Source organism: Glutamicibacter sp. (assembly GCF_032154645.1).
Lineage (GTDB): Bacteria > Actinomycetota > Actinomycetes > Actinomycetales > Micrococcaceae > Glutamicibacter.
On record NZ_JALDXV010000005.1, the window covers coordinates 41,546 to 54,478 of the forward strand.

Below are 12,933 nucleotides of genomic sequence, written 5' to 3' on the forward strand. Positions count from 1 at the left end.
GTCATCTTGCACAACATTCGAAAGGAACCTGCGATGGGACAGCAGCATGTGGCAATCGTCGGCGGCGGACTGGCAGGCGCCAAGAGCGCCGAAGAGCTCCGCAACAAGGGCTTTAAGGGAGCCATCAGCATCTTCGCCGCCGAAGACCACCTCCCCTATGAACGCCCACCCTTCTCCAAGGACTACCTGCAGTCGAAAAGCAAATTTACCGACGCGCTGGTGCACGACGCCGCCTGGTATCGAGAGCAGCACATCACGGTGCTCCAGAACACCCGCGTTACCTCCATCGATCCCGCCGCCAAGACGCTGCACACCGACGCCGGGGACAGCGTCGACTGGGATCAACTCATCCTCGCCACCGGATCGGTACCCCGGAAGCTGCCGTTGCCGGGGACCGATGCGACAAATGTCTTCTACCTACGCACCGTGGAAGACTCCACCAATATCCGCCGCCATTTCGGCAGCGGCAAGAACCTCGTGGTCATCGGCGGCGGTTGGATCGGGCTGGAAGTTGCGTCCGCGGCGCGTGCAGCCGATACCAGCGTGACGATCCTGGAGGGTGCCGCGGCTCCCCTGCTGAACGTACTCGGCCCGCAGAATGCCGCGGTCTTCGCCGGACTGCATGCGGCCCATGGCGTCGATTTGCGCACCGGGGTGAAGATCACCGAGCTGGCGACCAAGGGTTCCCAGGCCGTTGGAGTCACGCTCGCCGACGGCGAGGTGGTACCGGCGGATGCGGTACTCATCGGCATCGGGGTGGCCCCGGAGGTAGAACTCGCCGCCGCGGCGGGGCTTGAGGTGGAGAACGGAGTTCTGGTGGACGCGGCGCTGCGGACCAGCAACCCTGATATCTACGCCGTGGGTGATATTGCCAATCATGCGCACCCGGTACTTGGGCACCGCGTGCGGGTGGAGCACTGGGCCACCGCGCTGAACCAGCCCGCCGCCGTCGCAGCTAGCATCACCGGCAGCGCCACCGAATACACCGAGCTGCCGTATTTCTTCAGCGATCAATACGACTTAGGGATGGAGTACATCGGGCACGCCCCGAACGGCTCCTATGACAAGATCATCGTGCGGGGCACCACCGATGATCTTGAATTCCTGGCCTTCTGGGTCAGCTCGGATAACAGGGTGCTGGCGGGCATGAACGTGAATATCTGGGATGTCGTCGACGAGGTGAAGGCGCTGATCCTGTCCAACCGGAGCGTGGATCTTGCCAGGCTTGCCGACCCGACGGTTCCCCTGGGCGAAGTCTAAGTTCTAGATTCCCTGCCCGGTAGCGCCGCGACCGGCACCCAGATACTGCGAGGGGTGCGGGCCGCGGCGGGCGTGCAGGGGTTCTGTCTAGCTGTTTGCCGCGGCGGATTCCTTGTTCTTGGTGTGGGCCGCAGGCACCAGTTGGTCGAAGACCCAGGCAAAAACGAAAGTGTAGATCAGGAAGAAGAGCAGCAGCCCTGCTTCCAGAACCAGCGCCTCAAGGACGGTGACCTGCAGGATTAGTGCAAGCAGCGGAACCAGGATCAGCACCAGACCGCCCTCGAATCCCAGGGCGTGGGCCACACGGCGTGCCAGCGTGCGCGAAGCCGAGTCTTGGCGGCGCTCCCAGGCTTCAAAAAGCAGGTTGAACACATAGTTCCAGACCAGGGCGGTGCCGGAAGAAACGATCGCCACCATGGAAGAGTGGGAGCCAGAGTAGCCCAGCGCCCAGAGGCCGATGGTGGTCGCGGTGACGGCGATCAGCTCGTAGGACAGGACATAGATCACACGACGAAGCGTTGCGGACACGATTTTCTCTCCTTGCGGTGTACCACAGGAAGTCCTTGTCACAGGGTTCGCGTCCATGGTCGTTGTTGGTTAATCCCAAGGTAGCACGCCGAAATGTTCGTGGCATCTACTGGTAATCAAGCTCACCAGCAACGGAATCATGCAAAGATGTGCAGATGAGTCACATCGTCGTCCCCGAAGCGCAGCACATCGACCTCACCGCATGGCCCCGCGCCGAACACTTTCAGCATTTCCTCAAGGCCTCCCCGTGCACGTACTCCATGACGGTGGAGGTCGACGTGACCGATCTGGTCTACGCCCTGCATGAGTCACGGTTCAAGACCTACCCAACGCAGATTTGGGTGCTGGCCACCGCCGTCAATCGGCTCCCCGAGGCCCGGCTGACCCTCCTCGAGGACCAGGTGCCGGCCATTTGGCCCCTGGTCCATCCGGTCATCACGATCTTCAACCCGGCCACGGAAGGTTTTTGCGCGGTTCCTGCGGAATACAGCCACGATTTTGAGCAGTTCCACGACCGCGTCGTGCAGCTGCTGGACACGCACCAACACAGTACGAAGTTCTTCCCGCTGGGCGAACCTCCGGCCAACTCCTTCGACATTTCATCGATCCCGTGGAGCTCGTTCACCGGCTTCAACCTCAACATCGCCAAAGACCAGGAGCACCTGGCACCGATCATCACCCTGGGTAAATACGTCGAACGGGCGGGCCGCGTCTACCTGCCGTTGGCGCTTCAGGTGCACCACGCCGCCATGGACGGGTTCCACAGCGCACGGCTGATCAACGACTTCACCGACCTCTGCGCCGACCTGAGCTGGCTTAACCCCCGCGGGTAGGCGCCAACTCCATGGCGCCGACCCGCGGGAATGCTTGGTGGGGAACTACTTCTTGCGCTTGAGCAGCGGGAACTTGCGGGTCTTCTCGTACTTGACCACCGGCAGCGAGCCGGTGCGCGTCTTGAGGTAGTCGGTGCCCTTGTCGCCCTTGAACAGATCCGGGTCCTTGCCATCCTTGAGGCTGCCGGAGTACACGCCGTAGGTGACCCCTGAAACCGCCACGGCGATGCCGCGGTCATAGGTTTCCTTGGCCTCGTCGACGACCTTGTTGATGTCGGTCCACACCGGAATGTGCGTGAGCAGCATGCGTTCTGCCTGCGCGGCGCTGGCCATTTCGCCGGCGCGCTTGCCTGTCAGGTGCACCCCGTCGATATGATCGTCGCGGCCTTCCTCGAAGGCAGCCTCGCAGAGGAACATATCCGCCTTGTGAGCCGCCTGTACCAATCCGTCGCAGGAGTCAGTATCACCCGAGTAGGTCAACACACTGGTCAGGATCTCGCCGTCCGGCCCCGGCTCGCGGGCCTCCACGCGCAGTGCGTAGGCCTCCTCGATCGGGTGACGCACCGGGTACGGGGTGATGGTGAACGGGCCGAGATTAACCGGCTTCAGCGCCTCCCACACCTTGAAGTTGTAGTCCTGGTGCATGGTGTCGCCCTCGGGCAGGCCGTAGGCGGTTTCGATGCGGTTGGCGGTATCCTCCGGGCCGTGCACGAGCATCTTTTCCCTGCCCCAGCCATTGGGATCCCAGCGGATGGCCACATGCAGGCCGCAGAGGTCCATGCAGTGGTCTGGGTGCAGATGGGAAATCATGATCCCATCGATGTCCTTCAGGTCCGTGTAGCGCTGCAGCACGCCGAGTGCTCCGGAACCGAGATCCAGCAGGATTTTCCAGTCCCGGGTGCCATCAAAGGCGGACACCAGGTAGCAGGACGCGGGCGATCCCGGCCCAGGGAAAGACCCGGTGCATCCAATGATGGTCAGCTTCATTCGGTACTCGCTTTCGACGCGGCAATCATCTGCGGGGTCACCCGCGCGATGGCTCCGGTCGGATAGTGGGCGGCCACATGGTCCACGTGGCGCACCGCTGATACCTCGGGGCCAAGGAAACGACGAGCCAGTACCCCAAAACTATCAGCGTTGCCCGTAGCAAGGAATTCGTGACGCGCCGCAACCCCGTCATCGCGCACCAGCGAGTGCCGGGTCAAGGCGCGGAAGGTGTCCTTGGCGGTCTCCTCGGCGGAGGACACCAGGGTCACCGAGTCCCCCATGACATAGGAGATCACGCCGGTGAGCAGCGGGTAGTGCGTGCAGCCAAGGATCAGCGTGTCGACCCCTGCCGCCTGCAGCGGCGCCAGATACTCTTCCGCGACGCCCAGCAGCTCCGCCCCGGCGGTGACGCCAGACTCCACAAACTCGACGAAGCGCGGGCAGGCCACGGAGGTGACCTCCAGGTTCGGGGCCGCGGCGAAGGCGTCTTCATAGGCGCGCGAGCCAACGGTGGCCTGGGTGCCAATGATGCCGATCTTGCCGTTCTTGGTGCCTGCCACCGCACGGCGCACCGCCGGCTGGATGACCTCCACCACCGGGATGCCGTAGCGTGCGGTGTAGCGTTCGCGGGCATCGCGCAGCACCGCGGCGGAGGCCGAGTTGCAGGCGATCACCAGCACCTTGACCCCCGCATCGACCAGTTCGTCCATCACTCCCAGCGCATTGGCGCGCACCTGGGCGATGGGCAGCGGCCCATAGGGCGAGTTTTTGGTGTCCCCCACATAGATCAGCGACTCGCCGGGGAGCTGGTCGATGATGGCGCGGGCAACGGTCAACCCGCCCACCCCAGAGTCGAAGATGCCGATCGGCGTGTTGGCCTCCGGCACCGAAACCTGTCCGGTGGCAAAAAATGAATTCACTTATGTCCTAGTTCTCGGCGTCCATCAGCGCATACATCAACGTGTCCTGCACCCAGGACACCAGGTTGTACACCAGCGCCAGGTATTCATCCGGCGTGGTCACATCCTTGGCGTCGACCATCTGTGCGATCCGTTCGGAATCTGCCTCGTCGCGGATGTTCAGGCGCTCGGACAGCACCAGGCGCACATCGTTCAGCGCCTGGGCAAAACGCTGGGCGCCGGCCGGATCAAGCACGATTTTATCGCTTTCCAGCAGGAACTGCGCCTCGCGCAGGCGGCCGAGCTTGTCGGCGATCAGGTCAGACTCGGTCAGCCGGCGGTGTTCGTCGGCAACCTGCCGGTCTTCGCTGGCATCGGGCAGCAGCCGGGCCAGTGCGGCGTCCCTGATCGGCGGCAGGGCCAGATCCGCGGGGCGGATGCCGGTCAGCGCGTAGAGCGGGTCTACGTCCTCGGGCAGCCGGTGCACCTGCGCGCGTTCTTCGAGCATGTGGATGATGTCGCCGAAGAGTTCGCGCAGCAGCTTGCGTTCGGCCGAATGCAGCGTTCCGGTGATGCCGCGCGAACCGTACTTAAAGGCCTTGGCCATGCCTAGGCCTCCTGGGTCATGGTGGCCTGCAGGCCGAAGCCGTGCATTGCCTGAACATCCGACTCGATGGCTTCCCGCGCACCGCTGCGCACCGTGCAGAAACCGTCGTTGTGCACCTGCATCATCAGCTTGTCGGCCTTCTGCGGGCTGAAGCCAAAGTAGGAACGGAAAACATAGGAGACATAGCTCATCAAGTTCACCGGGTCGTTCCACACGATCAGGCGCCACGCCTTCTCTTCAGTCGCGCGGATCTGCGGGGAGGATAAAACATCGGGCATTGCGGTCATGCCTCCATTTTACGCCCGCCGCCTGTGCGCCACGCGGAGCAGTGAAATCACCAAAGCACCGCGACCCGTTATACAGTGAATTCCGGCTCCCCTGCATTCAGGCAGGGTGCGGGCCCAGGAGCACCACTTCGATCCAGGAGCGTTCATGCGCAGCAGCTTCTTCACCGACCACTATGAGCTGACCATGTTGCAGGCGGCCTTGGCCTCCGGCGCGGCCCACCGCCGCAGCGTCTTCGAGGCCTTCTCCCGCCGCCTGCCCGACGGGCGCCGCTACGGCGTGGTCGCAGGCACCGGGCGGATGCTCGAAGGACTGGCCGACTTCCACTTCGGCGACGACGAGCTGCGCTTCCTGAGCGACAACAAGGTGGTGAACGCCGAAACCCTGAAGTACCTGGAGCACTTCAAATTCACCGGCAGCATCACCGGCTATGCCGAGGGCGAGCTGTACTTCCCGAACTCGCCGCTGCTCATGGTGGAATCCAGCTTCGCCGAGGCCTGCGTGATCGAAACCTACCTGCTCTCGATCCTCAACCACGATTCGGCCATCGCCTCCGCCGCCTCGCGCATGATCGCCTCCGCCGCCAACCGCCCGTGCATCGAGATGGGCTCGCGCCGCACCCACGAGGAATCCGCCGTGGCCGCCGCCCGCGCCGCGGTCATCGCAGGCTTCACCGCCACCTCCAACCTGGAGGCGGGAGCCCGCTACGGGTTGAAGACCCTGGGCACCTCCGCGCACTCCTTCACCCTGCTGCACGATTCCGAACGCGCCGCCTTCGAGGCGCAGGTCGCTTCCCTGGGCCGGGGCACCACGCTGCTGGTGGACACCTACGATGTTGAAACCGGCGTGCGCACCGCCGTGGATGTGGCAGGACCTCAGCTGGGCGGCGTGCGCCTTGACTCCGGCGACCTGGTCCAGCAGGCCGGCTGGGTCCGCAAACTGCTGGACGACCTAGGCAACTGGAACACCAAGATCACCGTGACCTCGGACCTCGACGAATACGCGATCGCCGCCCTAGCCAGCGCCCCGGTGGACGCCTACGGCGTGGGCACCGCCCTGGTCACCGGCTCCGGACACCCCACCGCTTCCATGGTTTACAAGCTGGTCTCCCGTCAGGACGACGCCGGTCAATGGGTTTCGGTGGCCAAGGCCGCCGCGAACAAGGCAAGCGTCGGGGGACGAAAGTTCGCGGTGCGCCAGCTCAACGACCGCGGCCGTGCGGTGGCGGAGGTCGTCTCCACCAGCGAGTACAGCACCGGCGAGCCCGAGCGCGACCTGATGGTGCCGCTGGTCGTCGACGGCGAGGTGGACGCCTCGTTCATCGGCGCGGCCGGCGTGGCCAGGGCGGTGGCCCGCCACCACGACTCCATCCAGGAGATGCCCGGAGAGGCCCGCAAGCTGCAGCGCGGCGAGCCTGTGATCCCTACCATCATGGTGCACAGTTAGCCTGCTCCCACGGATCTCACAGCCCGCAGCGCTACGCTTTTTGCCACGAACTACCCGCCGTACGACCCCACGGAGACTGCCATGACCCGAGCCCTATTGATCATCGATGTGCAACCGGACTTCTGCGAGGGCGGCGCATTGGCGGTGGCCGGCGGCAACACCGTGGCCGCCGGGATCGCAGCCGACGTGGCCGAACGGCGCGAGGCCTACCAGGCGGTCGTCACCACCCAGGACTGGCACATCGAGCCGGGGGCGCATTTCTCTGCCACCCCCGACTACGTGGATTCCTGGCCGGTGCACTGTGTTGCGGGAACCGCCGGGGCCGCACTGCACCCGCAGCTGGCAGGGCTGAACGTCGACGCGCACTTTGCCAAGGGCCGTTTTGCCGCAGCCTACTCGGGATTCGAGGCGCGGCTGCTGGACCCAGCGGCCGACGCCGCCGACGAGTCCGGCGCCCTGCTGGGCGACTGGCTCAAGGGCCGCGGGATTACGGCGGTGGATGTGGTGGGCCTCGCCGCCGACCACTGCGTGCGGGCCACCGCCCTGGATGCTGCGGCTCAGGGCTTCGCCACCACGGTGATCAGCCCGTTCACCGCTGCAGTCACCCCGCAGAATATGCCGGCGGTCAACGACGAACTGCGCGCGGCGGGGGTCACCGTCCTCACCCTCGGGTAGCGCGCCAACGACGCCGGCGGGCGGTCATTGCGGCAAGGTCCACACATAGGGCGCTGAATCCCAGGGTCTGCACCCGCTGTACCATGCCCGGCAGCAGCTTGTCGGAGGCCAGCGTGGCAACCCCGGTCAGCAGCAGACCCACCACGGCAGGGGCCGCGATCCTGCGCACCACGCCCGCCGCCGGGTGCTGGGGCGGCAGGCTGCGGGCCATCCGCCAGTGCACCAGGCAGATCCCCGCGGCGGCACTGCCGGCAATCGTGGTGGTCACATAGTGCGCGGTGTGGCTGGCGCTGGGGGTCCACTGCCCCGCGGGGTGCCCCGGCCGCAGCGAAGCATGCGAGATCGGGTAATCCAGCGGGCTCAGTGCGTCGGCGATGGTTGCCGCGCCGAACACCCCCAGGCACAGCGGCAGCAGTTTCCCCTCCCGCGCGCCAAGCAGCGCACCGGAGGCGGCGAACAGGCCGCCGGCGCACAAATCCCCGGTCTGAAAGATCCTGCGGTAGCTGCGATCCCTGGCAGCAAGTTCTGACAATAATGTGGTGGTGGGGTTCAACGGCCACTTCAGCAGCGCCTCCGCCGCCATGCCCGAAGAATACACCACGGCCCCGGCGCCCAGGGCGGCGCGGCCCGCCGCGGCCCGAGCCCCGTCAAAGTTGTTCTTGTTCATGCTCCGCCCCCTGGGGACAGTGTATCTGTCGGTGCGCCGCCTGCTACCGCCGCCAATGCCTCAGACCCCGAACGCAGCGCCAAAAACACCCCTGCACCCAGGGCGCACACGATGGCGGCAAACTTATAAACTTCCCAGCCCGGCCGCGCCGCGTCGGAAAACAGGATCATTCCTGCGATGCCCGGCACCAGCACCTCAACCACCGAGTAGAGCCCCGTCATGCTCCCCACCGCCCCCTGTTCCAGGGCCCTGGTATATGAAACCATGGCCACGACCCCGCTGCCGAGGATGATCCACGGCAGCGGCTGCGTCAACAGCCGCAGCGAAAACTCCGAAAGCTCAAGGCCGCGCGCCGCCAGTGCTGCGATGCTCGCCGAAAGCCCTGCAATGAGCGCGAAGAGCACCGGCGCATGCCGTCGGTAACCCCCGGCGAGCGCCGCCACCAGCAGCACCAGCAGCACACCGAGCCAGCCAGCCAGAAAGCCTGGCGCGCTGCCCGCCGGCTGCTCGCCGGTGGACAGGGCGATCACCACCAGCCCGAGTACCAGTACACCCATGGACCACAGCGCCGCTGCGCCCAACCGGGTCTTGAAGACCAAGCGCGAAAGCAGCACCGTCACCACCAGAGATCCTGCCAGCAGCGACTACACCGTGAACACGGTGAGGAATTGCATTGCATACAGCGACGCCGCCCAGGCCAGCAGGTCCAACACGAGGCCCAACAGGAACATCGGTTGGGTGAAGACTCCGGCTCCCGAGGCGCGCCGGGCCGCCACGGCTTCAAATACCGAGGCGGCGCCGTAGCCCACGCTCGCCGCAACGCCCGCCGCCAGTGCCAGCAGCATCAGCGTTCCGTCCTGCCTTCGCCGCGGGCCGCGAAGCGTTCGATGCCGGGCAGTTCCGCGTAGCCCTCCGCCTGGGCGATGCGCAGGCCCTGGGCAAGCCACAGGTCAACGGTGCCCACCGCCGCATAGCGCGGGGCCCAGCGTGGATCGTACTTCGCGTTGAACCTGTACAGCGACGCCACCTGCGCGTGCTTGGATGCCTGCTTGGCCACGAGCTTCTCAAGGCGCGAGGCCTTGGCGCTGGGGTCCACCGCATCGCGCAGCACTGCGAAGTTCAGCCCCAGTCCGCCCCTGCCCTGGCCTGCCATCATCAGGATGGTCTCGATGATGATGAAGTCGGTCAGCCCGCCGGGCAGGTCCTCGGCGGTGGACCGGCGCATCACATCCAGCGACCAGCCGTCGAGCGCGGGAGCCGGCACCCATTGGATGAATGCCTGCGGCGCATCGTCGGCGTCGAAGGCGATGGACAGCAGCAGCTCGGTGTCCAACGGATCGAACAGCCGCGAGAGCGTCATCGAGAATCCGCGTTCGGCCTCCCCCTGGCGGCTCTGGGTGCTCAGTTCCAGCAGCTGCTCGCGTAGCCGGGCAGGTACCTGCGGGGCCATGAGATGTTCGATCCGGTAGCCCGCACGCAGCAGCCGCGCGTGGGACTGGCGCAGGGACTTTGACTTCTTGCCGGCCAGGGTGAATCCGCCGGACTCAACGATCGCCTCGTCGCCCAGGTAGATCGGGCGCAGGCCGCTGGCTTCATAGGTTTCAAGCCACTGCGCGGCGGCGCCCATCACGCTGACCGACAGCCCCTGCCTTTCGGCGAAGAGCATGAATTCGGCCCAGACTTCCTCGCGCTCGGCTTCGGGTCCGATGGGATCCGGGGAGACCAGCGCGACCGAACCGCGCACCGCATAGGCGACCATCGAATGGTGCAGGAAGAACCAGTCCTTGTCATCGCGCAGCGCAAAGTAGTCAAGGGTTCCCCCGCCGTGCGCCGCGAAGACCGCGCGGGCCCGTTCCCTGGCGGCGCGGTGTTCACGCGTGCCGCTGCGCCGCGGGTGCAGCCCGTCCCAAAAGAGCCAGGCGATCACGCCGAGCAGGCAGAAGACCAGGGCGATCAACGCCGCAACGTGGGGGTGGGCGGCCGGTTCGTGCAGTTCCGAATCCAAGGTTCCGAACACCTCGGCGAGCCCGTCGCCGAAGCTTTGCCCGGTGCGCCTCACATGCCGCACCAGCACGCCCGCGGCGATCAGCGTGGCGGTGGACATCACCACCAGGGCCACCACCAGGACCCTGCGGGTGAAGGCCCTGCCAGGCCGCACGGGAAACGCGCGGTGCTCACAGGCGAGCCAGATCAGCGCCCCGGCGCTGAGCACCGCGACCACAAGATCCGATACCTTGCCCAGGTGCAGCACCGTGTTCAGCCCCAGCAGCCCCAGGGAGCCCGCCCAGGCAACCCGGTTGCCCGCGCGCAGATATTTAGCAAGGACCAGCAGCCCAAAGGCCCCGAAGATCACGTAGACCCGGGAGATCTGAATCAAAAACTCGGGCAGCAGCGCCGGAACCAAGGTCTGCAGCGGGCGGAAGAACGGTTCGACGAGGCTGAGCACCGCCAGCGCGATGGCTAGATAGGCGGCCGCCGCCCGCGCCTTGTCGCGCCGGCGAACCTGGGCTACCGCAGATAAATGTGCACTGGTCATAGCAGGATTATCCCACCAGGTTGCCAGCGAGCGGCGCTATTTGCGCCCGACGAACCAGTCCTGCAGCTTCTCGATGCGCGCCTGCAGCTGGTCGGCGGTGGCCTGGGGCACCGCGGGCCCCCCGCAGACGTTGCGCAGCTTGGTGTGGATCTGCGCGTGCGGGGTGCCGGTGCGCGCCGACCAGGCGGACACGTTCTTTGACAGCTTGGTGCGCAGATCCATCATGCGCCGATGGTCGGAAACCGGGGCCGGTTTGGTTCCGCCGCCGCTGATCTGCCGGCTCTGCTGGGCCCGCAGCAGCTCGGAGACCTGCTCGGTGTCCAACAGCCCCGGGATCCCCAGGAAGCCCAGCTCCTCGTCGCTGCCCAGCTCCGCTCCGGTGCCGAATTCGCCGCCGTCGAACAGGACGCGGTCGAAGGAGGCCTGGGAGTTCAGCGCCTCGAACTTGCTGCGGGTCAGCTCGTCGCTGGCCTTGTCTTCCTTGTTCGCCGCCTCCAGCAGGTCGTCTTCCAGCCCTTGATCCGCGTCCGAGCCCTCGCGGTCTAGGGCGTGGTCGCGTTCCACTTCCATCTCGTTGGCCAGCGCCATGAGCACCGGCACCGAGGGCAGGAACACGCTGGCCACCTCGCCGCGCTTGCGGCTTCGCACAAAGCGGCCGACGGCCTGGGCGAAGAACAGCGGGGTGGAGGTGGAGGTGGCGTACACGCCCACGCACAGCCGCGGCACGTCGACGCCTTCGGACACCATGCGCACGGCGACCATCCAGCGCGCATCGGAGGCGGAGAATTCGTCGATCTTCTCCGAGGCCTTGGGGTCGTCGGAGAGGATCGTGGTGACCTTTTCCCCGCAGATGGCTTCCAGCTGGGCCGCGTAGCCGCGGGCGTCCTCATGGTCGGTGGCGATCACCAGTCCACCGGCGTCCTTCACGGTGCGGCGCACCTCCGACAGACGGCGGTCAGCTGCCTGCAGCACCGAAGGGATCCAGTCGCCGTGCGGGTCCAGCGCGGTGCGCCAGGCGTGGGCGGTGACGTCCTTGGTGAAGCCGGCGCCGAGGTTAGCTTCCATCTCCTCGCCCGCGGCGGTGCGCCAGCGCATCGCCCCGGAGTAGGCCATGAACAGCACCGGGCGCACCACGTGGTCTGCCAGGGCATTGCCGTAGCCGTAGGTGTAGTCGGCCTTGGAGCGGCGGATGCCGTCGCCCTCATCGATGTACTGCACGAACGGAATCGGGGCCGAGTCGGAGCGGAAGGGCGTACCGGTCAGCGCCAGGCGCCGGGTGGCAGGCTCGAAGGCCTCGCGGATGCCGTCGCCCCAGCTGAGCGCGTCGCCCGCGTGGTGGACCTCGTCCATGATCACCAGGGTGCGAGCGTTCTCGGTTTTCGCGCGGTGCACCGCTGGCTTGAGCGCCACCTGGGCGTAGGTGACGACGACGCCCAGGTAGTGCGAGCCATGACGGCCGTCGGAATTCTTGTAGTTCGGGTCAAGCGATATGCCCACGCGCGCCGCGGCGTCGGCCCACTGCTTCTTCAGGTGGTCGGTGGGGGCGACGACGATCATGCGGTTGATCTTGCCCGAATCGATCAGCACCTTGGCCAGGCGCAGCGCGAAGGTGGTCTTACCTGCGCCGGGGGTCGCCACGGCCATGTAGTCGCGCGGCTCGGTCTCGAAGTACTTGGCCAGCGCCTCGGCCTGCCAGGCGCGAAGCTTCGGCCCGGTGCCCCAGGCCGCACGCTCCGGATAGGCTACCGGCAGTTTGTCTTCCAGTGGAAGCTTGTCACCAAAGTCAAATAGTGTCTCGGTCATTTACCCTTTTCCCGGCCGCGTGCATGTGTCTGAGGTAGTGCGCAATTCAGCGCGCGCACTAGCCCATCAAGGATTCGTAGATTTCCTTGCACTCCGGGCACACCGGGAATTTCTGCGGGTCGCGGCCCGGGGTCCACACCTTGCCGCACAGGGCGATCACCGGCTCGCCGGACAGCGCCGACTCCATGATCTTTTCCTTGCGCACGTAGTGGGCAAAGCGCTCGTGGTCGCCGGCCTCAATGTTCTCGCGGACCTCGGTCCGTTCGATCGTTGCAGTGCCGCCGCGGGTTTCTTCTGACTGTTCCACCATGCCATCAAGTCTAGTACGTGGCACCGCGCAATGGGTGAAATACACGTGGGAGCTTCTCCACATCCGCGTTCTCCACACCCCGCGGCCAATCACTCCC

General features: G+C 65.9%; 14 protein-coding genes and 1 pseudogene. 4 read left to right on the forward strand and 11 right to left on the reverse strand.

The annotated features are described in order from the left end of the window. The first annotated feature begins 33 nt into the window (after nt 1-33). Nucleotides 34-1,260, forward strand: coding sequence for an FAD-dependent oxidoreductase (locus RUH64_RS06160; protein ID WP_313812146.1), 1,227 nt, complete (start codon nt 34-36; stop codon nt 1,258-1,260). A gap of 87 nt (nt 1,261-1,347) precedes the next feature. On the opposite strand, the gene RUH64_RS06165 is transcribed toward RUH64_RS06160, so the two are convergent. Then, complete coding sequence (locus RUH64_RS06165) at nt 1,348-1,788, reverse strand: PACE efflux transporter (RefSeq protein WP_313812147.1); 441 nt, start codon at nt 1,786-1,788, stop codon at nt 1,348-1,350. A gap of 155 nt (nt 1,789-1,943) precedes the next feature. Here RUH64_RS06165 and RUH64_RS06170 point away from each other — a divergent pair, with 155 nt between their 5' ends. After that, nucleotides 1,944-2,621, forward strand: coding sequence for a CatA-like O-acetyltransferase (locus RUH64_RS06170; RefSeq protein ID WP_313812149.1), 678 nt, complete (start codon nt 1,944-1,946; stop codon nt 2,619-2,621). A gap of 192 nt (nt 2,622-2,813) precedes the next feature. On the opposite strand, the pseudogene RUH64_RS06175 reads toward RUH64_RS06170, so the two are convergent. The 4 genes and pseudogenes from RUH64_RS06175 to clpS form a co-directional block, all read right to left on the reverse strand. Continuing rightward, nucleotides 2,814-3,608 (reverse strand): annotated as a pseudogene (locus RUH64_RS06175) (MBL fold metallo-hydrolase); the annotation flags it as partial. Then, nucleotides 3,605-4,528 (reverse strand): glutamate racemase, encoded by a 924-nt coding sequence (gene murI / locus RUH64_RS06180; RefSeq protein ID WP_313812150.1) that lies wholly within the window; start codon nt 4,526-4,528, stop codon nt 3,605-3,607. The gene murI and the pseudogene RUH64_RS06175, both read right to left, overlap by 4 nt. Before the next feature lie 7 nt (nt 4,529-4,535). After that, nucleotides 4,536-5,114 carry a DUF2017 domain-containing protein gene (locus tag RUH64_RS06185; RefSeq protein ID WP_313812151.1) on the reverse strand — a complete coding sequence of 193 codons (579 nt, stop codon included), beginning with the start codon at nt 5,112-5,114 and terminating at the stop codon, nt 4,536-4,538. A gap of 2 nt (nt 5,115-5,116) precedes the next feature. Further along, nucleotides 5,117-5,401, reverse strand: a complete 285-nt coding sequence (clpS, locus tag RUH64_RS06190; protein WP_313812152.1) for an ATP-dependent Clp protease adapter ClpS — start codon at nt 5,399-5,401, stop codon at nt 5,117-5,119. 145 nt (nt 5,402-5,546) lie between these two features. Here clpS and RUH64_RS06195 point away from each other — a divergent pair, with 145 nt between their 5' ends. Continuing rightward, a complete protein-coding gene (locus RUH64_RS06195; RefSeq protein ID WP_313812154.1) occupies nt 5,547-6,845 on the forward strand; it encodes a nicotinate phosphoribosyltransferase in 1,299 nt (432 codons plus the stop codon). An 81-nt stretch (nt 6,846-6,926) separates the two neighbouring features. Next, nucleotides 6,927-7,520 (forward strand): isochorismatase family protein, encoded by a 594-nt coding sequence (locus tag RUH64_RS06200; RefSeq protein ID WP_313812156.1) that lies wholly within the window; start codon nt 6,927-6,929, stop codon nt 7,518-7,520. Here the strand turns inward: RUH64_RS06200 and RUH64_RS06205 are convergent. From RUH64_RS06205 to RUH64_RS06230, 6 genes are read right to left on the reverse strand one after another with little or no spacing between them, the layout of a single operon-like run. Beyond that, complete coding sequence (locus RUH64_RS06205; RefSeq protein WP_313812158.1) at nt 7,507-8,187, reverse strand: DUF998 domain-containing protein; 681 nt, start codon at nt 8,185-8,187, stop codon at nt 7,507-7,509. The genes RUH64_RS06200 and RUH64_RS06205 overlap by 14 nt on opposite strands. Continuing rightward, nucleotides 8,184-8,807 carry a hypothetical protein gene (locus RUH64_RS06210; protein WP_313812159.1) on the reverse strand — a complete coding sequence of 208 codons (624 nt, stop codon included), beginning with the start codon at nt 8,805-8,807 and terminating at the stop codon, nt 8,184-8,186. Before RUH64_RS06210 ends, RUH64_RS06205 begins: the two co-directional genes overlap by 4 nt. Before the next feature lie 24 nt (nt 8,808-8,831). Beyond that, nucleotides 8,832-9,032, reverse strand: a complete 201-nt coding sequence (locus RUH64_RS06215) for a hypothetical protein (protein WP_313812160.1) — start codon at nt 9,030-9,032, stop codon at nt 8,832-8,834. After that, nucleotides 9,032-10,723 (reverse strand): phosphatidylglycerol lysyltransferase domain-containing protein, encoded by a 1,692-nt coding sequence (locus tag RUH64_RS06220; protein WP_313812161.1) that lies wholly within the window; start codon nt 10,721-10,723, stop codon nt 9,032-9,034. Before RUH64_RS06220 ends, RUH64_RS06215 begins: the two co-directional genes overlap by 1 nt. 36 nt (nt 10,724-10,759) lie before the next feature. Beyond that, nucleotides 10,760-12,526, reverse strand: coding sequence for a DEAD/DEAH box helicase (locus tag RUH64_RS06225; RefSeq protein WP_313812162.1), 1,767 nt, complete (start codon nt 12,524-12,526; stop codon nt 10,760-10,762). Nucleotides 12,527-12,584: 58 nt separating this feature from the next. Then, nucleotides 12,585-12,836 (reverse strand): DUF3039 domain-containing protein, encoded by a 252-nt coding sequence (locus RUH64_RS06230; RefSeq protein WP_141362899.1) that lies wholly within the window; start codon nt 12,834-12,836, stop codon nt 12,585-12,587. Nucleotides 12,837-12,933 lie beyond the last annotated feature (97 nt).

Excerpts from the sequence above, each read along its gene's own strand:
- RUH64_RS06160 (WP_313812146.1), top strand. The coding sequence starts at position 34 with ATGGGACAGCAGCATGTGGCAATCGTCGGCGGCGGACTGGCAGGCGCC.
- RUH64_RS06170 (WP_313812149.1), top strand. The coding sequence starts at position 1,944 with ATGAGTCACATCGTCGTCCCCGAAGCGCAGCACATCGACCTCACCGCA.
- RUH64_RS06185 (WP_313812151.1), bottom strand. The coding sequence starts at position 5,114 with ATGGCCAAGGCCTTTAAGTACGGTTCGCGCGGCATCACCGGAACGCTG.
- clpS (WP_313812152.1), bottom strand. The coding sequence starts at position 5,401 with ATGACCGCAATGCCCGATGTTTTATCCTCCCCGCAGATCCGCGCGACT.
- RUH64_RS06195 (WP_313812154.1), top strand. The coding sequence starts at position 5,547 with ATGCGCAGCAGCTTCTTCACCGACCACTATGAGCTGACCATGTTGCAG.
- RUH64_RS06200 (WP_313812156.1), top strand. The coding sequence starts at position 6,927 with ATGACCCGAGCCCTATTGATCATCGATGTGCAACCGGACTTCTGCGAG.
- RUH64_RS06205 (WP_313812158.1), bottom strand. The coding sequence starts at position 8,187 with ATGAACAAGAACAACTTTGACGGGGCTCGGGCCGCGGCGGGCCGCGCC.
- RUH64_RS06215 (WP_313812160.1), bottom strand. The coding sequence starts at position 9,032 with ATGCTGCTGGCACTGGCGGCGGGCGTTGCGGCGAGCGTGGGCTACGGC.
- RUH64_RS06220 (WP_313812161.1), bottom strand. The coding sequence starts at position 10,723 with ATGACCAGTGCACATTTATCTGCGGTAGCCCAGGTTCGCCGGCGCGAC.
- RUH64_RS06225 (WP_313812162.1), bottom strand. The coding sequence starts at position 12,526 with ATGACCGAGACACTATTTGACTTTGGTGACAAGCTTCCACTGGAAGAC.
- RUH64_RS06230 (WP_141362899.1), bottom strand. The coding sequence starts at position 12,836 with ATGGTGGAACAGTCAGAAGAAACCCGCGGCGGCACTGCAACGATCGAA.